Genomic DNA, 21,364 nt, shown 5'->3' with positions numbered 1-21,364 from the left:
TATCAAAACAACTTGACTGGGGTAAATTTTATAATTACATTAATTAATGGCTAACAGTAGCAACGACTCTTTTAGTATGGTTAATTTCTTTTTATCGTCTATTGAGATAGAACCTTTAGATATCAGCTCCGTAACACCTCCTGCAACAAGGCAAGCTGAAATTTCTTTATATTTCGTCATCTTTAATTTTTTTGTATTTTCTTTTTACTTTTATAGATAATATAATGAAAAATATAATTGCTGTTGGAAAGAAGAGATCAAATATTCCCCTTATAATTGCCCATGGTGTCTCAAACCAAAATACACTCCAAAATTCATCGCCTACTCTTTCCCACAATCCTGGAGTTAGGTATAAGTATTTAAGATTAGAAACTAATGCACTGAATATAGGCAAATAACATATAGCCAATAATCCCCAAAACTCTTACAACCTCTTATACTCCATAGCTTTTGACGTAGTAAAAAATATCATCGTCAATATTTCCACCTATCTTTTTAAAATATTGTATATTTGAATTTTTCCCACCCCAACCAAAATCCTCAGAAATAGTACAGTGGCTCTCGAAATCTTCCTCCTTCTTAAAAGTTATATATAGTCTGACTGTATATGTCAATATATTATATTATTATATACTTATTTTGTATCACAGAGGTTTCAATACTTTTATAACTATTTATTTTTTATATAAAAAGTTAGATCAAAAATTCAAAAATATTCCTGATCTAACTTTACATAATCATATTAATTTATCAAATAAATCTACTTTAACTTATCAACATTACATCTTTATAGGATCGATAAACACTTTTATAAATCCACCACAAACCATTCCTTCATCTTCATAAGAATTTCCTGTCATATCAACATCTTTTACTAAACACTGCTGTTTTCTAATACAGTTTAGAGCATCGTGGAATACTTCTGACTCTGCACAACCTCCACCGATACTGCCAAAAAAAGTTCCATCTTCAAATACAAGCATCTTCGATCCGACATTTCTAGGTGCCGAACCTCTTCTACTTATTATAGTCACCATTGCCATTTTCATTTTAAAATCATCTTCTGATAAAATTGCATTCAGTAACTCTTTATTTATGCCACTGTTACTATTGCCCTTGCTTTTAACCTGTATTATTTCAGACATTATAGAAATAGAAATCTCCTCTGGAGTCTCTGCACCTATTCTCAGACCGATCGGAGAGTAGATATTGTCTAGTTCTTCAGGTTCAAAACCCTGCTCTATAACTGATTCTTTTACTTTTTTAACTCTTAATTTACTTCCTATCATTCCAATATATGAATTAGGTCTTCTTAGTACTTTTGTTAAACAATCCTGGTCGTACTTATGGCCTCTTGTAACTATTACGTAGTAGTTGTTAATATTGTCTTCAACACTGTCAAGTGCAGACATAAAGTTATCGCAGATCACTCTATCTGCATCTGTAGTCTTAAGTACATTATTTGTGAATTTAGACCTATCGTCTATCACAGTTACATAGAATCCAATCATCTTACCTACTTTTATAAGAGGTATAGAAATATGACCTGCACCGCAAATTATAAGATGATTTTGCCCATTTGTAACTTCACAAAATACATTACAACCATCGATATCAAAACTCTGTGCTTTTTTTAAGTTTTTTATGTCAGACTCTAACTTTTCCCATATATTTAAATCTTTACTTTTATACTTATATTCTTCGTCGCTCCATAACGCTTTTTCTCCCTCAAATTCTCCGTCTAAAATTACAGCGTTTATTACAACTTTATTTTTATCAATTTCTTGAACCTGTCTATAATACTCTATCATTGTTTTCGACACCCCTATCTTATATATTAGTCATCTTTTCTTATGATTAATACAATTAAGTACAATTACAATACTTTTAAGATAACACTATCGCTTAAATATGACAATCATTTTAACACATTATTTTAAAAATAATTTTATTTTAGTTTAATTAAAATAATTATTTAACTTACTATACTGGAAACACTGTTCGGATTAGAATCATATAGCACGCCGTTCCAGACAATATACTGAGTATTGTATTTTTTTTTAGCTACTTTTAATACAATCACAAATGCTTATTCTATCTTTCATAACGACTAGCACTATCAAACTAATAGGGCTTCAAAAGGCAACATCTTTCCAAACAAAGCACCAATTGTACAACTAAATCCATAATAGATGGCACAAAGAAGCAATATAGAAATCTACTTTTTGCTCATCTACATCATCAGGATACTTCAGTGAACACAAAACAGAATATGTTTCATCTGTTAGTGTTAGAGTCATGTAAATCTAGCCATTGTTATATCTATTTTGTCTAAAATTGACTTACTGCAATTGATTTGTTTGTATTGAGTAATCAGTTTTTATCATCTATTATTTGAAAAAAATTAATCATTTTATCATCCAGCTCACTGTGATGATTTCTTATTATATAAAGCATTCTCTCATCGTCTACAATATCTTTTAGGATTTCATAACCGTACTCGCTGTGATTGTAGTAACACTGAACTTTTTTAGAAAACTTTACATTCTTAAGTTTATGATCTGTAATTTTTGCTAATATAACTATTATAGATTTATCGATTACGTTTAACTTTTTTCTAGCCTTTCCTACATCATGCAGAAGTGCGATTTTTATAAGCTTATCTTTATTGTAAGTTATTTCTTCATCATCTACTTCGTTATTCTCAATAATCGCTTCAATATTTCTAGCTATTCTTACGCTATGTTTTTGTTCTGATTTTAAAAGTTTAAAAAATAAATTTCCTTCGTTATCGTCTAATCTATCTTTTACATACTCTATATCTGATTTGCTCATTTTATCTGTTACATTTATATAAAATTGTCTAACTCTATTTGGCCTCATAATAGTTCTCCTATCTGACCCTCTAAATTCAAAATAGTACCTACTGTTTCTCCGCACTATTTATATTAACTATTTATTTTACCTTTTGTTGGATATCCAGTCCGCTTAGAATATACAAAAGTGTGCTTTTTCCAGATCCAGACGGACCATAATTGAAATAAACTTCCCCTTATTAATTTGTATCGATATATTTTTTACAATATTTGTAGTATAGTACCAACTTTATATTCTTTTATAATTTTTTGACCTACACACATATATTTGCACTATTAAACGAAATAATCCGAGATATTATAAAAAAATATCCTAAACTCCGTATATACATTTTTCTCTGAGCTAACTTCCACTTTGTGCCCTAACTTGTCCATTATATTCTTAGAAAAGTAAAGTCCCATACCAGTGGATTTATAAACTCGCTCCCTGCCATTTGATCCAGTAAATCCCTTATCGAACACTCTACTTACATCTTCTTTACTTATGCCAATACCATAGTCTTTTATAGACAATACCACACAGTTTTCTTCTGATTTTGCATTGAATTCGATCTTTCCTCTTTCTTTAGAATATTTTATCGCATTATTTATTATTTGATCAAAACTATACAAAATACACTTAATATCTGTGTATACTTCATAGTTCAAATCCTTTAATTCCACATCCAAATTGTTTTTTATCAATAAAAAAGCATTGTTCTTAATAGATTTTTTGACCAAATCATCTAAATTTACTTTATTTATAAATACATCATCAAACAGATTTGTACTTCTGCTTCCATATAAAATCGAGTTCACTAGAAAATTCATTTTTTCTGTTTCATTTTTTATACTTATACTGTCTTCTGGACTATCTAGTCTCTCCGTAATAATATTTAATGCGGATATTGGAATCTTAATTTCGTGAATCCACTTTGAGATGTATTCGTCTAGATCTTTTGTTGCATTTTTATACTTGCTTAATTCAATTTCACTTTCTTTCTTCAAATTCTTTATTATTTCTCTAATTATCTCTTCTTCAAAAGAATCCCCATTTATTAAATATTCTTCAATGCTACTTCCTTCTTCTATGCAGTTAAAAATATTACTGTACTTATACTTCCATCTTAAATAATCCAAAGTGAAAAAACCAATCGCAATTACTAGAGCGAACATATTGATATAAACAAGCTCAATATACCTATTTTCTAATGAACGTAGAGAAATAAGATATATATCTATTATTGCAATTAAAATAAAAACAAGGGTAATATAATTTATCTTATATTTTAAATATTTTATTATACTCATTCAATTATATACCCCATCCCCTTTTTAGTTTTTATAAAATCATCAAATCCGAAATCTTTAAACTTCACTCTCAATCTGTTTATATTGACAGTAAGAGCGTTATCTGTTACAAACTCATCGCTATCCCACAGAGACATCATAAGACTTTCCCTCGATACTATCTTGTTTTTATTTTTTAGAAGTAAAGTTAGTATTTTAATTTCATTTTTTGTAAGGTCAAGATTTTTTTCTTTGTAATTTACCGTTCCCTTTTCAATATCAAAAATTATATCATCATTATAGTAAATAAGATTGTTAGAATCACTGTAATTATAAGCTCTGCGTATTATTCCATTTATTTTTGTAACAAGAACATCAATTGAAAAAGGCTTTGTTATATAATCATCTCCGCCATTATTTATTCCCATAATTAAATCCATGTCTGAGTCTCTTGATGATAGAAATATTATAGGAACATTCGATATTTTTCGTATTTTTTCACACCAATAAAATCCATTATACAAGGGTAAATTGATATCCATAATAACTACATGAGGCTTCTTCTTAACAAATTCTTCTAAAATCATTTCAAAGCTATCTATTAAACTAACATTAAATCCCCATTTTTCTAGAGCTAAAGAAATTTCTTTTGCCAAAGCTATATCATCTTCTACCAATAAAATCTCTTTCATATGCGACCTCCTTACTCTAATATTTTATCTGTAATTAATTCTATATTTTTAAATTATTTATAAGTACATTATATAACTATATTTGTATATTAATTAATTTTATTTATACAATTCTAATATAAAATAAACTTTAAAATAAACTTTTTTTGTTTATATACTATTAAATAAATAAAAAATAATGGCTATGTAACTACACGACATATTTGCTTTTATCTTCTATTTCGCCTTAGTTACACTTGCCATTATTAATATTTACATTACTACTTTATACCGATAATTTTTTTAAATTTACTTACCGAAACAACCCCGTATATTAGGAAAATTAAAAAACATACAACTAAACTTAAAATATATATACTAAATACGTTTTCAAGAGTAATAAGTATATCTCCGACTAATCTAAGTGCAAAGTAGCTAGAAATTGCAGCGCTTATTATTGGTAAAGAGTAAAATAAAGATACTTCTTTTACAATACTTTTCTTTATTTCTCCCTCACTAGCTCCCACTTTAATCAAAATGTCATATTTATCTCTATCTTCATATGCGTCATTGTATATTTTCATATAAATTATACTTCCTGCAACCATTATAAATACTATAAATAGGAATACTAATACCGCATATGCAAATTTCATCCATTGGCTTTCTTCTTGTACCTTATAGCCATTTTGAACAGAGAAAATATTTTTTGTTTTTAAATCTTTTTTAAGATTATTAAACATAGCCTGACTATTTTTTTCATTTTCTACTTTTGCTCCATAGAAATATAATTGCTTCCCTTTCTCCCTTAGTTTTTGGTATTCACTATTGTTTACAATATAAATCTCATAGCTAAAACCGGTACCTAAAACTGGAGTCTTTACTTCTCCCTTTGATATCTTATATGTAAAACCATCAACATCCACTGTTTCAACTTTTTCTGCTACTGAACCTATCATTTGAGGGCTTTTTAACTGAATTATATTTTTTCCATTTACAAACTTTGGCCCCAACTCTTTAATCGCTTCTTCATTTCCATTATCTTTTAATATCTTTACAAAATCTCTATAGTTCATAAATATATTGCCAATATCTCCTATATATTTATTATTCTTTTTCTCTACAACAATCATTTCTGGGTTTACAGAATATTTAATATCATTGGTTTGACGAATTATATTTTCTAGTCTATATCTATCTACAACATTTTTATCACTAGACACCGCACTAACAGTATATATGTTTCTTTGAACTGCCGCATTTTCTTGTATATCTTTTATAGCTACAGCAGACCCTAAAGTGGATATAGTCGCTGTAATTATTATAGAAATTACGGCATAGGTCTTATAGTTTTTACTGAGCCTGTAGTTTATATTGCTTATAGAAATAATATTTTCACCATTAAATAGTATCTTTTTATTTTTCATCAATACGCTAAAAACAACTGGAATAACCGACTTAAATAATCCATATGTGCCTATACATATAATGATGATTATTGGTACTATTTTACCTATATTTCCAGACCTTATATCAAATGAAAGGTAATATCCATACCCAATTATCATTAATGAAACAATTGCCATTATATACAATAAAAGACCCACTTTTGGTATCTTTTCTTCTTGTTTTGCCATATTCATAAGACTTATAACACTGCTTCTACAAATAGTTATAAAGCCCTTTAAAGTCATTATTAAAAATATTGATAAGAACAGTACTGCAGATGATACTAAAGCATTTAGTCCAAATTTGCTTGATACATCTATATCAAATCCAGAAATTTTAACAATAATAACTTGAAAAAATCTAGAAGACACTACCCCAATTGCTAAACCTGATATAAAAGAACTCACTCCTATAAGCATATTTTCGACAAAATATATTTTTCCTATTGTAAACAGATCGAGTCCCATAAACGACAATATACCAATCTCTTTCACTCTGTTTTTAAAAAACACATTTGTAGCATACCAAATAAAGAATACCAAAAACACCGATAAAATCACTATTACAGATATAAGAACCGCCTCTGTAAATTTTTTATTTTCTCCTTGTAAAAATTTTATTGTTTCACTATTCTTTAAAATTTCAAAGTTTATAAGAACTACTACAGAAAATACCATAGAAATAAAAAAGGCTGCATATGTTCTTATGTTGCTTCTAAAATTATTAAATGCAATGCTAAATACATTCACTTAAAGTCCACCTCCCATAGAAGAAAGCAACTCCATGATTTTTCCATAGAATTCTTTTCTACTTTCACCTTTGTTAAGTTTACACTTTATATATCCATCGCTAATCATGTATACTTCATTTGAGTAACTTGCAGTTAGAGGGTCATGTGTGATCATTATTATAGTTGCATTATTTTCTTTATTTACCCTCTCTAGTGAATCCAGTAGCTCATATGCAGATCTTGAATCCAGTGCACCAGTAGGTTCATCTGCAAATATAACAGATGGATTTGTGATTAAAGACCTTGCCGCTGCTCCTCTTTGCTTCTGACCACCAGATAATTGATAAGGGTACTTGTCCAAGTGATCTACAAGTCCAAATTTTTTAGCAATCTCAACTACTCTATCCTCTATTTCTTTGCTCCTTTTTCTGCCCAGTGCTAGGGGAAGGGCTATATTATTCATTAGCGTCATATTATCTAATAGATTATAATCTTGAAATATAAAACCTATCTTATCTCTCCTAAGTTTTGATAGATCCTTGTTTTTCACTTTGTCTATATCTATACCATCCAGTAATATTTCTCCCGATGTAGCCTTATCAAGTGTCGACATTAAGTTGAGTAATGTTGTCTTGCCAGCTCCAGAAGGTCCCATTATTGATATAAAATCTCCTTCATGAACTGTAAGTGATATATTTTTAAGTACATTAGTTTTAAATCCTTTTAAACCGTAATCTTTTGAAACATCTTTTACTCTAAGTATCTCCTTCATAAATATTCCTCCAAATTTTATTTATTGAATTTCTAATATACTTATATTTTAATATTTTTATAATATTTAATCCTGCGATTAAGATTACTTTTCATACTCTAATATTACACTTTTGTAATATAACAAAACAAACCACATCATTTAGAAATTGATGCGGTTCTACCCTTTAAGCTACATTAAAATTTATTTTATCTATAAAAATATTATTATATGAAAAACTTATAATATTTTCTTATTAATCTTCTTCATATAAATACCTTCCCGTTATACACTGACAAATGCTACATTAGTTATAATATATTCTAAATCTTTCATATAATATATCATATAACTTGCACTAAATTGTAAACTTTATAATTTTTATTCATAGTATATTAACAAATTAGATAAAGGAGAATTATTATATGAGCGATAATTATCAAGCAAGCCAACTGGAAGGACCCATAGAAATTGTAGATATCGACGACTTACCGATAAGAGCATCTGCCGTAATACCTAAAGGTGCCTTTGACTACATAGCAGGAGGAGCTGGAGATGAATGGACGCTAATCCAAAATACAAAATCATTTAATCATAAAGGAATTGTTCCTAGGGTATTGACTGGAGTAGAAAACCCTGTTTTAAAAACCAAAATTCTTGGCATCAACATTGATACTCCACTGGTCATGAGCCCTGGAGCAGCTCAAGGATTAGCACATGAAACTGCCGATGAAGGTACAGCACGTGGAGTTTCTGCATCTGGTACAATAATGACTGTAAGCACTTTTGCCAATAAAACTTTCAAGGAAGTTCAAATGGCTGGAGGTGGTTCACCTCAATGGTTCCAAATCTATTTGAGCAAGAATCAAGATTTTAATAAACATATTCTAGATAGCGCAATGGAAGCTGGGGCAAAGGCCATTGTCCTAACTCTCGATGCAACTGTAAGCGGCAATAGAGAAGCTGATATAAGAAACGACTTCACATTTCCACTTACCATGCCAAATATAGAAGGATATGTCCAAGCTGAAGGTATGTCGATAGAAGAATTATTATCGGACACTCTACGTAAAATAAATCCTTCTATTATTAGAAAAGTAGCAGCTTATACAAAATTGCCTGTAATTGTTAAAGGTATACAAGCACCTGAAGATGCCTTAATTGCTATATCACATGGTGCATCAGCAATATGGGTTTCAAATCATGGTGGAAGGCAACTTGAAGGTGCCCCTGCTTCTTTTGATGTGCTGGAATCAATAGCAGAGGCCGTAAATAAAAAAGTCCCTGTTATATTTGATAGTGGAGTTAGACGAGGTCAGCATGTATTTAAAGCTATAGCTTCCGGTGCTGATATAGTTGGTTTATGCAGACCTGTGTACTACGGATTAGCCCTCGGTGGTTGGGAAGGTGTCAAATCGGTATTTGATCATATCAACTACGAGCTTAGAATAGCAATGCAGCTTACTGGCTGCAAAACTGTAAAAGATATACAGAGAGCTAAGTTAGTTACTAATAGATGTAGCTGTTAAGTAAATAAAAGGGAGAAATGAGCTTAGTTATTTCGTTACTCCCTTTTAACCATTCCCAATCTAATTTATTACATCTTTTCAATATATTTATTAAAACTTTTTATAGTAATATGAATAAAGGAATACCCATACCAAAACTAAATATAGCAAAAACTAAACAAGTGACAGATGCATACGTTAACTTTGCATATTTTTTCAAGTCTGCTTTTCAATACAAATTGATACAATTTAAAAAAGTTGACTCCTATGTAATATAGAAATCAACTTTATTTTCTTAATACTTTTTAAATTTATATTAGTCCGCTATGTTAGTTCGCTCTACCACTCAATATTACTAAAATTGTAAATATAATTTTTATAAAAACACAGAAATTTATATATTATAACTTTTTCTTCATCGAAGTGTATATTGGTAACCCAAGTAATGTTAAGAATATACATCCTGCTGCTAAAACTGTTGCTGTTATTAATTGATTTATAATAACGAATAATCCGCTCGCTATAGCTATTATCGGTATTATCGGATACAGTGGCACTTTATACGGTCTTTCCATATCCGGTCTATCTTTTCTAAGCTTTATAACTCCGATAAAAGTAAATACATAAAATATCCATACTGCAAATATTGATAAATCCGTTAATAAATTAAATTGTCCAGATGTGGCATATATACAAGCAATTATAGCTATTAACCAAGTTGCGAAATACGGTGATCCACCCTTGTTGACCTTTGACAAATACTTACTTCCCGGAAGAAATCCTTTAACAGCCAAAGCATAAGGTACTCTAGGCCCGGTTAATATAAATCCATTTAATGTTCCAAACACTGATATCATTATACCTATACTTACTATCTTGCCACCTATAGGACCAAATATTTTTGTCGCTACTAATGCCCCCGGTGATACGGCTTGTGCAAGCTCACTTGCTGGTAATACCCATAAATACGCTATATTTATTATAATATAAACTGACATTACTATAGATAGTCCACCTATTATTGCCTTAGGTAAATCTTTACCTGGGTTTTTCATTTCTCCTGCTATAGAACCCACATTTATCCAGCCATCATACGCAAATAATATCGCTAATAATACATTTCCTAAAACACCTGAAACCGTTTTACCTTCTCCTACCATCGGAGTAAATATCTCTGAACTCTGACCTTTGCTAAATCCGAATATTATAATTATAAATAATGGCACTAACTTACAAATTGTAGAAATTGTTTGTATTTTTCCACCAAATTCAGACCCTATATTATTTAACATTGCTATAAATACAATAACCCCTACAGCAATAGGTAGTGTATATAACATATTGTTAGGATCTTTACCAATAAATTCTATTACTTGTTGAGAGAAAACAACCCCTAGAGCTGCAGATGCCCCTGGAAAATAAAGCACGGTTTGTGCCCATCCTGCCAAAAATCCTAATTTCTCTCCATAAATTTCCTCAAGGTATACCATCATACCCCCAGTTTTCGGTATTGCAGTTGATATCTCTGCAGCTGTAAGACCTGCTGCTATTGTAATTAAACCACCCAATATCCACGCTATAATACCTAATCCAGGTGCTCCTCCTGTCAGTTCATAAACCGCTTGTGGTTTAAAAAACACACCTGAACCTATAACCATACCAACAACTATTGATAATGCTATCGGTAGCCCCAATGTCTTCTTAAGTTGATCGCCCATCAATTCCTCCAAATATTTTTTATGATTTTAAACTCTAATCGCTTAATTTTTGATTCAATCACTGTGTCTTTATAAAATCTTATATTTTTTGATTTGAAGATGCTAATGAACCAATATAATTACATTTTGTTTGCCCTTAGTAGTAATTTAAAAATTTCCACTAAAAACACGACAAGATCTATTATAGTATATATTCTAGAATAATCAACCATTTAAATATAAATATGGTTAAGTGTTATATCTTTATACATACCATTCCTGCATAGTATCTAGGCATATACAGCTTAATTTTCCACCGCTATCCCTAATGCTATTTCCACAGTTTATATTCATATATCGCTTATTTTTCATAATTTTGTCTTCTCCATATTTTATTGTAGTATGATGTCCTACAATAATATACCTATCAAATTTAATCCCCGCTGGAATGTAGTGAATATCTTTTGATATCAGATAATTACACTCATCATGGTTTACTGATTTTTCTATCGTAAGTTTTGTGTCGACTTTGCCATCATCATTTATAATTGAATCAATATCTGCATTATATCCTGAATGTGTAAGTATATATTTTATGTCGAATTCACATATCTCTATATAAAGAGGCAACTCTTTTAAATACTTTACGTACATTTTTTTCTCTTTATCTGTAACATTTTTAAGTTCGTTTATAGTATTTTGACCATCCCACTGCTTCCATTTACTAATATCTATACTTGAATTTTCAAGGTATAGCTGCATAAAAAGTTCGTGGTCTCCTTTAATCAAATATATATTTGATTCATTCATACAAAACTCAAGCATATCTAAATTTTCAGTTCCTCTGCCGATAATATCACCTAAAATATAAAGTCTATCATCCACACCAAATTTAATTTTCTTAAGCATCCTTTGAAATCTCTTATAGTCACCATGAATATCACTCATTAAGTAGATCATAATTATATCCCCCATTTACAAAATATAGTTAGTATATATCCAGCACCGACCCTATAATCGGCTATTTATTTTTATTGATTTAGTGTATAATTTAATGCTTATATTAGTTAATTATATGTATCTAATAAATAAAGCTTCATATTTTTGATAATTATAAAAATAATTTTTCATCATAATATTAGTTAAATTTCAACAATTTAAAGTTATCCACATTTTTCTGAATTATTCACAAAAGATCGTCCTAAGAAAGTTTATAGAATATATGCAATTAAAATGATCATTAACTAAATTTATTAACTCATAAGGTTAATTCATAAATTCTTCTGTTCTGCCAATAACCCAACAATAGATAGACCCAAACCTATACTTTTACTTCTAGCTTTATTACCAGTGTAAAATCTATCGAATATTCTATCTACATCAATCAAATTTGGATTATCGACTGAGTTGCTAAACTAGTAAATACTTAATCTCCTATTATTGTTAAACTAACATATATATCTCCTTTTGAATGTTGGATACAATTACGAATTAAATTTTGAATAATTCTCATTATTAATTCTCTATCTGTGTACAAATATTTTATAAATTAAACATCGCTGCTAATTTATACTGATATCTTTATACGCTATCAGTATAAATGTTAATGCCCCAAAGACATTATTAAAATGATGTATATCCCTGCCATTGTACTATTTTTTAGTATCTTATTTTTTGGTATAGGTTTACTTTTTATACTTATAAAGTGTAAAGAGGCTACCTTGAAAGCGATATGTTTCCCTGGGGTAACAGATTTTTACGATTTTGTCTGTTAACCTAGGGAAGCATAACTTACTTCGAGATAGCCTCTTTTAAACATATTTATTTAAATTCTTCTAATCTATATGCTCATCAGCACAATTTCTAAGACTAGGAGCAAACATTGTAAATATAGCTATAAACATCGTCGCAACTCCAGAAATAAAGAACCAACGCTCTACCCCTATAACCTCAGCAAACGCTCCTGCTAAAACCAAACCTATTGGCATAGCAAACATTGTTAAACTAGAAGTCAGAGATAAAACTCTCCCTAAATACTCGGATTCAAACTTCATTTGGAATATAGATGTCTTTACACCTGTGAAAAACGGTACAGAAGCTCCCATTATCCCTGAAATCACTGCAAATATCTTAAATCCACTTGAAGGAAGCATTCCTATAATCAAAAGCCCAATTCCGTAAACTACAATAGATCTTCCCAATGACTTCGATTTATTAATCTTACTTCCTATTACTCCCAATAAGAAAGATCCCAAGAATGAACCTAATGAAAATACAATCTCAACTACACTTGAATCAAAGAAATTTCCTTTGAAATACGTCATAGTAATTAATGGATATAAATTCCCCATAGGAAAATAAATTATTGCATAAATTGCATCCACTACAACTAAGGTCATCATTCCATGCTTTTTCCTCAATACATTTACGCCCTCTTTAAATTCACTAAAATATCCTTTCTTTTGTTCTGATTCACTTTTTCTGATATCAGGAATCTTTATAAACATCAACATTACAATTGCAAAAGCGGCTCCTATTATATCCAAAAATACTATAATATGAAGATCCCACATGCTGTATAAAAGCGCTGCAACAGCAGGGCTTATTAAATAGGACATCGATGTAAATCCTTGCGAATACCCAGCGTATTTGGTTAAATTATCTTTAGGCACAATCACCGGTGTTATCGCATGTAAAGAAGGATTGTGGAAAGCCGATCCTATCGACCTACCAAATAAGACTAACATAATAAACCATACTGGTATATCTCCAAACGAACCTACTACTACAAGAGAGAATGTTAAAATAGCTATTGACGCATCAGATATAATCATAATCTTCTTTCGGTTATATCTATCTATGAATACTCCCGCAAATGTCCCAATAATTGCTTGAGGCAAATATCCAATCAAAGTGGCAAATGTTAAAACAGCCGCCGATCCAGTTTTATCTATTAAATACCAAATAATTGCCATCTGAATAATTGCGCTGGTTAAAATCGATACTGCTTGTCCAGACCAAAGAATCAAAAATTCTTTTTTCCATTTTTCTATTTTATGTCCCATAAAAAACCAAATTATCCTTTCACTTATTCGATATATTAAATTATATAATTACACTATAGAATAGTATGCTTTAAATATAAATTATTTGCAACATAATTTATATAACAATTAAATAAATCTACTCTCCATCAATACTTCGTTATAATGTTACCTTATTTTTACATTTAATCATCTTATAAAAAAATCAATATAACTCTAGACTATTCGAATAGTCTAGAGTTATATTGATTTTTTTATAAGATGAATGTACTTGCAATCGGAACAACGATTACAACTATAACCCCTACAATAACTAATGCGATACTTGCCATCGAAGCCTCTACGCTACCCATCTCATTGGCAACAGCTGCTCCAAGAGAATGTCCACTTGTTCCTAGAGCTAAACCTCTAGCAATAGGATCATTTATACGGCAAAGCTTCAACATCTTTTTACCTAAAGCGTAAATTATTACAGCATTTAAAATACATGCTAAAGAAGTTATTTCAGCAACTCCTCCAATAGAAGTTGATACAGGCATTGCAATTGCTGTTGTAGCTGCTTGAGGCAACATAGATGCTATTATTTGTGGCCCTAGCTGGAAAGTTGTTGCTACAAAATAAATACCCATAATCGCAGCTAATGTACCAAATGTTATTCCACTCATAATTTGTATAAAATATTTTTTTAGAACATCTCTTCTTTTATATAGGGGGATTGCAAAACAAGCTGTTGCTGGTTCTAAGAAGAAACTAACTAGCTTTCCGCCTTGGTTGTAGTCATCGTAACTAAAACCAGTTGTTTTTAAAAATATAATTCCAAGTACCATTCCTATGAATAATGGTGCAAATAAGAAAAATCCATTTGTTTTTGTAAATAAATACTTTCCAATTGAAAAAGAAATTAATGTTACTAAGATACCGAAAAATGGAGTCATTGTACTCATATTAATTCACCCCTTCACTTTGTGGTGCTTTTTCTGGTAAGCTTACTTTGAAACTTTTTGGGTTAACTTTAAGTACTAATTGTGTAATCCATCCAGTGAAAGCTAAAAGTAAAAATGTTGATATTATTATAAGTCCTATAATTAGGATTGGATGCTGAGATAAAATATTAAAAGAATTTATAACTGAAATACCCGCTGGAACAAATAGAAGACTAATGTTGTCAACTAACATATTACCTACAGGCTCTACTTGCTCTAATTTTATTACATTTGTACATAGTGCTGTAAAAAGTAATATTAAACCTATTACAGAAGCTGGCATTACAAAAGGTAATACCCCTTCAATTAACTTTGAAATTATCATTACTACTGAGATAACTATTGCTTGATACATATATGAATATACTTTCTTTTCCATAGGAAACATCCCCCTTTGGTTATTTTTTATATTTGTTTATATACAAATTATAATAAAAATAATGAAAAGAAGGATGTTTTCAGAGTGAAATGCGACATTTACAGTCCCAAATACACTATTATCAATTTTAAATTCACAGCTAAATTCCCAACTCGCTTTTGAACTCTTTTATATACGATCTACTAACGGGAACTTTTAGTTTGTTTTCTAATGTTACTTGGTATGTATGATTAAACCAAGGTTGTATTTCTTTAATATAATTTTTGTTAATAATATAAGCTCTATGAACTCTTAGAAATTGAGCACTTGGAAGTTTTTTCTCATATGTACTCAAAGCGATTGCTGTATGGTAAATCTCTTGATTAGTATATACAGATGTCTTGCCTTCTTCAACAACTACAGCAAGTATATCTTCTATTTTTAATACGAATATACTTTCATCAACTTGAATAGGCAGTGTAGTCACATCAGTTATCAAACTATCTAATGAGTAATTTGATTTAATTTCATACTTTTTGTAAGCTTTCTTTACTGCTTTTTTTATACGATCTAAATCAAAAGGTTTTAGGATATAGTCGGTTGCATTAAGCTCAAAAGCCCTTACCGCATGTTCGTCATAAGCTGTTGCAAATATAATCATTGGAGGTTCCTCAATACTCTGTAATCTTTCTGCAAGACTCAAACCGCTCTCATCAGATAAATGTATATCTAAAAACAATAAGTCCGGCTTATTATTCAACATCTCTGCGAAAGCCTCTTCAATTGTCTCTGCTTCTTTTATATCTGTAATTTCCTCACACTGTTCTAATAAATAACGAAGTTCATTACGTGCTAATGGCTCATCATCAATAATTAGTGTTTTCATTTTTATACACCTCCAAATTCTCGTTTAGGTATATTACATGATATAGTTGTTCCTGAAGATGATGATTCAAACTGGAGTGCTGAACTATCGCTAAATAAACTTTTAAGTCGCTTATTTAAATTTTCAATAGCTGATCCAGTACCACTTTCAGATTCTACAACATCTTTGCCTAATTTCTCAATTTTAGATTCATCAATACCAAAACCATTATCTTTAACCTCTAATCTTATACTTTCTTTTACCTCTGTTACCTTAACCCATACATTATTGCCATTTTTTCTAGATCCAAAAGCATGTTTTAAAGCATTTTCTACTAAAATTTGAATTACAAACGGGGGCAGTAAATAGTCATTCATAGACTCTTCCACTTGGAACTCTACAGTATATTTATTTGGAAATCTAGCTTGCTCAATTGATAAATAAGCCCTTACTTGTTCAAGCTCCTCTTCTAAAGTAATGAGATTTCTGCGCGCGCCTTGTAGGTTTGATCTAAAAAATTTACTTAATTGCAATAATAATCTACGTCCCTGTTCGCTGTCAATCCTTATCAATGCAGAAATAGTATTAATAGCATTAAAAAAGAAATGTGGATTTACTTGGGCCTGAAGAGACTTTATCTCTGCATCTTTTTGCAATTTATTTTTAAACTCAATTTCTCCAAATTCAATTTGACTAGAAAAAATTTCTCCCAATCCCTCAGCTAGCTGTCTCTCGACAAAAGTTAATTTTGTTGGATCTGTAAAATACAATTTAAATGTCCCAACAACTTCTCCACCGGAATGAAGCGGAACTACAATAGCTGCTTTTAAAGGACACCCATTGTGATTACACCCTATTTCCTCAGGTGAGTTAGCTACCTTTATTCTCCCTGTTTGTATCACTGATTTTGATAAATCAGTTAGGATTTTAAATGAAGGAATGTGATGATCACTTCCTTCACCTACATGAGCCAATATCCGTTTGTTGTCAGTAATACTTACTGCTGATACACGTAAAAATTTACAAATATAGATAGCCGCTTCTTTGCAAGATTCTTCGTTTAAACCAGACCTAAAAAATGGCAATGTATGATTGGCAAGTTCCAATACATCATGCGTCTGAACTGCTAACGCACTTTCTTCTTGTCTCAATGTAGATGTAATAATAGATAGAAATATCCCTGTTCCAATTCCATTAATCAAAATCATAGGTAGTGCTATAATTTTTAAAAGCTCCACTGATCCATTTATGTTTCCTTTAAAAATAACAATACACATCATTTGAATACATTCCATAATAACCCCAATAATCATACCTTCCTTTACTGATGGAAATGTATTTTTTCGTAAGGATTTTCTTCCAAAGTAACCTGAGAAAAACCCGACTAAAACAGAAGAAACAAAATATGTATACGCAGCGTCTCCACCTTGGAATAAACGTACTGTTGAGGAAATCATACCGACAAAGAAACCTACAAAAGGACCTCCTATCAATCCAGAAACCCCTATTGTTAAAACTCTTGTATTTGCAATAGACGAATGTTGTCCAACTTTTAGTAAAAAACCATTTAAGAATGTACTTTCACCGTTAACTTCAACGCCAGTAAAATTAGAAATTATCGCAAAAGCACTAAAAATAACTATAAATTTTACTTTAGTAGAAAATACATCTCGATTTTTTAATAATACTTTAAAATAATTTATATTTAATAATATATATGCTAAAATTATAATAAGACCAACTCGTTCAAGTAATGGTATAAATAAATTTACCACTTACCCACCTCCTTTTTTACTATACAACAAGGTATTTTCATAAATCATTCAATCTTCCCATTTATGTATACCAAGTATATCATAATAAATAATATACATTTATAATACACACAATATTCATTCTATTTATAAATTAAAAATTAATAAGGCAATCTGTATATATATGATATAGATATTTTATACAGCTCACTTATTTATTTTTTGTAAAAATATATAATTTATGTATATATCTATAAATTCTTTGGTTTTAAAGTAATTACTTACATATTCTTGAAAAATTAAAATATTGATTTCAAATAACTCAGATTAATAGAGTGAATCGTGAATTATGTGTAAGCCTATAAAATAATAATTTAAATAAACAGACAAAAAGGCCATAGTATTTATATGACCTTTTTTCTTATTTATATATCATATTTTATTTATATGGGTTTATCATTTATTTTGATAACTTTTCAATTAACTATGAACAGCCCATTACTCTTCAATAAATCTCATAAGTTCCATATTAAAGTCATCTTTTTGATCGTAAAACGAACCGTGACCACTGAATATAAATGGTACTAACCTTGAATTTTTAATACACTGATTTTGTACTTCCCCTAATTGAAAAGGAACAACTTTATCATGAATTCCATGTATAATTAATGTTGGTACTCTTATTTCCCCTAAATCATTAAATAGAACTTCTTCAATCCACATCTTTGCAATTTCCGCAGTAGCCCATCCTGCTGCCTGAAAACCGAGTTGAAGAAACCACTCCGAGAAAGGTTGCGTTGTATGTTGAAAGAAGAAAATATCTCCAAAATCCCTCAGCATTTTAGGTCTATCTGAATATGTTCCTTGGATAATATTAATTATGTCTTCTTTATTTGAACCATATGGGAAATTAGGACGCTTTATAAGACTAGGTGCTGCTGCTGCAAAAAGAGCAAGTTTCGCTACCCCATGCCCTTTATGTCTAGCCATATATCTAATAGCTATAGCCCCACCCGTAGAATGTCCTGCAAGTATAAAGTTCTTTATACCTAATTCATTAACTACACATCTAACATCATCCGATAATCGATTATAATTGTAACCGTCATAAGGCTTATCTGAATATCCAAATCCTCTAGTGTCAATCCCTATACACCTATATCCCATTTTTGATAACTGATCGAATTGATACTCAAATAGTTTGTGACTACCCGGCCATCCATGTAAAAACAAGATGACTTTTCTTCCGCAAGGATTAAGATCCTCTACATAAATTTTTACATTAGGTTGTACTCTAACATAATATCCCAAAGTAATACCTCCATCAATAAAATTATCATTATCTCATTAACAGACTATTCTAATGGTCGTAAATTTGTGCAAACTTTATTGTCATCTAATCTCAATATATAATTATTATAAAATAAAAGCAGTAAAGATTTAAAACCCCTTACTGCTTTAATTTATATAGATTTTATTAAATTTGCTATTTTACTCAACTTCTAAGGGTACAAGTTTGAATGTTGTACAGTCAACTAACCCTCTATTTGTAAGACGGATCTCTGGTATACAAGCTAAAGGTATTCCTGCCATAGTCATGTAAGGTGAAGCTATATCACATCCTATTGACTCCCAAGCTCTACTTATATTTTCTACAAATTTTGACATCTCTTCAGCTGATTTATCATTCATAAGTCCTGCAATTGGAAGAGGCAGCAATCCTATAAGTTTTCCACCCTTAGCTACAGCCATTCCTCCTCCACACTCATTAAGTGCATTTGCTACGATTGACATATCCTCGTCATTAGTCCCTATAACAAGTAAATTATGTGCATCATGTGCTACTGTAGATGCCATAGCCCCTTCTTTTATATGGAACCCTTTGATAAATCCAAATGCCTTAGTTCCAGTGTAATGGTGACGCTCAAATACAACAGCTTTTAATACATCATTACTCGGATCTGCTTGAATTAAACCATTTTTTACAGGAACTTTAATATGTCTTTCATGAGTATTTACTTTTAATGGTGATATCTCTATAACGCGAACTTCTGCACTATCTTCCTTTTTAGTCTCTATTTTAAATGATTCTGGTGTAATTGTTTCCTTTATGTGCATTGTGTTTAGAGCTTCCCTAGGAAATTCATATTTTTCTATCTCAATACACATCTTACCGTTTTTTGCTACTAAATTCCCATCTATTATGACTTCTTCAACGTTTAAATCATCAAGATTGTCTATAATTAATATATCTGCACATTTTCCTGGTGTTACTGATCCTAAATCTTGATCCATATGGAATGCCTGAGCACAATTTAGTGATACCATTTGAATTGCAGTGATTGGATCTATACCTTCCTCAACGGCTCTTCTAACTATATGATCCATATGACCTTTTTCTACTAAGGTGTGCGGATGTGTATCATCAGATACAAGCATTGCAAAACGAGTATCAATATCTTCCTCTGTGATACTTTTAGCTACCTCAACTAAGTCATGCCAAGCACTGCCCTCTCTAAACTGAGCGTACATTCCAAGTCTCATTTTAGCTAATGCTTCTTCCTTGCTTGTAGACTCATGACATGCACGTACGCCACTTGCAATATAAGCGCTTAATGCTTTTCCTGTATCTGGAATAGACCAGTGCCCTGTAACTGTTTTATTTGCTTTAAGTGTTTCTCCTACAATTTGATGGGCGTGGTCACTGCTGTTGATTATGCCAGGGAAGTTCATCATTTCTCCTAGCCCAACCATGCTATCCCATTTCATACTGTCTGCTACATCTTTTGGCCCTATAAATGCTCCAGAGTCTTCAAACCCCGGAACCGCAGGAACACAAGATGGCATTGTAACCATGTTTTTAAGAGGTGTACGTTTCCCATCCTCTATCATATAATTAACGCCGTCCATTCCTAGTACATTACAAATTTCGTGTGGGTCCATGTAGATTCCTATAGTACCATGTGGAACTACAGCTTTTGCGTATTCACTTACACTCATCATTGATGACTCAACATGAATATGCCCATCTAAAAACCCCGGCGATATGTATCTTCCATTTGCTTCTATTACCTTTGTATCTTCTCCTATGCAGTGGTCTGCATCACCAACTAAGACTATTCTACTATTTTTGATAGCGACATCTATATTATCTATTACTTCTTTTGTACAAACATTAATCAGTTTTCCATCTCTGATTACAATATCTGCACTTTGCATTCCCATTGCAATTGCAGATAAGCTTTGAGATACTTCCCAAAGAGGTTGATTTTTAAACATGTTAAACATTATTTTCCTCCTCTTATTTTCTAAATTTATACTATCCATCTTAATTATAATATATCTGACAAAATATTACATTATCAAATTGCTTTTATAATTTTATGTATTGATATTATTGATTACTTAT

At 30.6% G+C, this 21,364-nt stretch carries 20 protein-coding genes and 1 pseudogene; 1 reads left to right on the top strand and 20 read right to left on the bottom strand.

What is annotated here, in order from left to right; genetic code table 11:
* Positions 1 to 39: 39 nt before the first annotated feature.
* The 10 genes and pseudogenes from J2Z43_RS09215 to J2Z43_RS09175 all read right to left on the bottom strand — a co-directional run bounded on the left by J2Z43_RS09215 (position 40) and on the right by J2Z43_RS09175 (position 7,767).
* Positions 40 to 180, bottom strand: a complete 141-nt coding sequence (locus J2Z43_RS09215; RefSeq protein WP_209456920.1) for a hypothetical protein — start codon at positions 178 to 180, stop codon at positions 40 to 42.
* Entirely contained in the window at positions 167 to 409 is a 243-nt protein-coding gene (locus J2Z43_RS09210; RefSeq protein WP_209456919.1) for a hypothetical protein, read from the bottom strand. The genes J2Z43_RS09215 and J2Z43_RS09210 overlap by 14 nt, the downstream gene beginning before the upstream one ends.
* A gap of 25 nt (positions 410 to 434) precedes the next feature.
* Entirely contained in the window at positions 435 to 614 is a 180-nt protein-coding gene (locus J2Z43_RS09205; protein WP_209456918.1) for a hypothetical protein, read from the bottom strand.
* A 165-nt stretch (positions 615 to 779) separates the two neighbouring features.
* A complete protein-coding gene (locus J2Z43_RS09200) occupies positions 780 to 1,811 on the bottom strand; it encodes an XdhC family protein (protein WP_209456917.1) in 1,032 nt (343 codons plus the stop codon).
* 562 nt (positions 1,812 to 2,373) lie between these two features.
* Positions 2,374 to 2,883 carry an HDIG domain-containing metalloprotein gene (locus tag J2Z43_RS09195; protein WP_209456916.1) on the bottom strand — a complete coding sequence of 170 codons (510 nt, stop codon included), beginning with the start codon at positions 2,881 to 2,883 and terminating at the stop codon, positions 2,374 to 2,376.
* Positions 2,884 to 2,977: 94 nt separating this feature from the next.
* Positions 2,978 to 3,140: pseudogene (locus J2Z43_RS15440) on the bottom strand (ATP-binding cassette domain-containing protein); the annotation flags it as partial.
* A 12-nt stretch (positions 3,141 to 3,152) separates the two neighbouring features.
* Positions 3,153 to 4,166, bottom strand: coding sequence for a sensor histidine kinase (locus tag J2Z43_RS09190; protein WP_209456915.1), 1,014 nt, complete (start codon positions 4,164 to 4,166; stop codon positions 3,153 to 3,155).
* Positions 4,163 to 4,837 carry a response regulator transcription factor gene (locus tag J2Z43_RS09185; RefSeq protein ID WP_209456914.1) on the bottom strand — a complete coding sequence of 225 codons (675 nt, stop codon included), beginning with the start codon at positions 4,835 to 4,837 and terminating at the stop codon, positions 4,163 to 4,165. The genes J2Z43_RS09190 and J2Z43_RS09185 overlap by 4 nt, the downstream gene beginning before the upstream one ends.
* 260 nt (positions 4,838 to 5,097) lie before the next feature.
* Positions 5,098 to 7,014, bottom strand: coding sequence for an ABC transporter permease (locus J2Z43_RS09180; RefSeq protein ID WP_209456913.1), 1,917 nt, complete (start codon positions 7,012 to 7,014; stop codon positions 5,098 to 5,100).
* Entirely contained in the window at positions 7,015 to 7,767 is a 753-nt protein-coding gene (locus J2Z43_RS09175) for an ABC transporter ATP-binding protein (protein ID WP_209456912.1), read from the bottom strand.
* A 404-nt stretch (positions 7,768 to 8,171) separates the two neighbouring features.
* Between J2Z43_RS09175 and J2Z43_RS09170 the strand changes: the two genes are divergently transcribed.
* Complete coding sequence (locus tag J2Z43_RS09170) at positions 8,172 to 9,275, top strand: lactate oxidase (RefSeq protein ID WP_209456911.1); 1,104 nt, start codon at positions 8,172 to 8,174, stop codon at positions 9,273 to 9,275.
* Positions 9,276 to 9,655: 380 nt separating this feature from the next.
* Here J2Z43_RS09170 and J2Z43_RS09165 read toward each other — a convergent pair whose 3' ends face one another.
* From J2Z43_RS09165 to ade, 10 genes are all read right to left on the bottom strand, one after another.
* Positions 9,656 to 10,972, bottom strand: a complete 1,317-nt coding sequence (locus J2Z43_RS09165) for an APC family permease (RefSeq protein ID WP_209456910.1) — start codon at positions 10,970 to 10,972, stop codon at positions 9,656 to 9,658.
* A gap of 243 nt (positions 10,973 to 11,215) precedes the next feature.
* Positions 11,216 to 11,911, bottom strand: coding sequence for a metallophosphoesterase (locus J2Z43_RS09160; RefSeq protein ID WP_209456909.1), 696 nt, complete (start codon positions 11,909 to 11,911; stop codon positions 11,216 to 11,218).
* A gap of 311 nt (positions 11,912 to 12,222) precedes the next feature.
* The gene (locus J2Z43_RS14850; RefSeq protein WP_234926303.1) at positions 12,223 to 12,339 is read right to left on the bottom strand and encodes a cell wall metabolism sensor histidine kinase WalK; all 117 of its coding nucleotides are present in this window, start codon (positions 12,337 to 12,339) and stop codon (positions 12,223 to 12,225) included.
* A 447-nt stretch (positions 12,340 to 12,786) separates the two neighbouring features.
* Entirely contained in the window at positions 12,787 to 14,016 is a 1,230-nt protein-coding gene (locus J2Z43_RS09155) for an MFS transporter (RefSeq protein WP_209456908.1), read from the bottom strand.
* 233 nt (positions 14,017 to 14,249) lie between these two features.
* Entirely contained in the window at positions 14,250 to 14,939 is a 690-nt protein-coding gene (gene lrgB / locus J2Z43_RS09150) for an antiholin-like protein LrgB (RefSeq protein WP_234926300.1), read from the bottom strand.
* A 1-nt stretch (position 14,940) separates the two neighbouring features.
* The gene (gene lrgA / locus J2Z43_RS09145; protein ID WP_234926299.1) at positions 14,941 to 15,357 is read right to left on the bottom strand and encodes an antiholin-like murein hydrolase modulator LrgA; all 417 of its coding nucleotides are present in this window, start codon (positions 15,355 to 15,357) and stop codon (positions 14,941 to 14,943) included.
* Between the two features lie 139 nt (positions 15,358 to 15,496).
* A complete protein-coding gene (locus J2Z43_RS09140) occupies positions 15,497 to 16,222 on the bottom strand; it encodes a LytTR family transcriptional regulator DNA-binding domain-containing protein (RefSeq protein WP_209456906.1) in 726 nt (241 codons plus the stop codon).
* 2 nt (positions 16,223 to 16,224) lie between these two features.
* Entirely contained in the window at positions 16,225 to 17,976 is a 1,752-nt protein-coding gene (locus J2Z43_RS09135; RefSeq protein WP_209456905.1) for a LytS/YhcK type 5TM receptor domain-containing protein, read from the bottom strand.
* Positions 17,977 to 18,453: 477 nt separating this feature from the next.
* Positions 18,454 to 19,266, bottom strand: a complete 813-nt coding sequence (locus J2Z43_RS09130) for an alpha/beta fold hydrolase (RefSeq protein WP_209456904.1) — start codon at positions 19,264 to 19,266, stop codon at positions 18,454 to 18,456.
* 180 nt (positions 19,267 to 19,446) lie between these two features.
* Positions 19,447 to 21,243, bottom strand: coding sequence for an adenine deaminase (ade, locus tag J2Z43_RS09125; RefSeq protein ID WP_209456903.1), 1,797 nt, complete (start codon positions 21,241 to 21,243; stop codon positions 19,447 to 19,449).
* Positions 21,244 to 21,364 lie beyond the last annotated feature (121 nt).

Origin of the sequence: Metaclostridioides mangenotii (genome assembly GCF_017873185.1) — a bacterium.
In the GTDB taxonomy this organism is placed as follows: domain Bacteria; phylum Bacillota; class Clostridia; order Peptostreptococcales; family Peptostreptococcaceae; genus Metaclostridioides; species Metaclostridioides mangenotii.
Note: the sequence above shows the minus strand (reverse complement) of the source record. Positions and strands in the feature narration are given on the sequence as shown.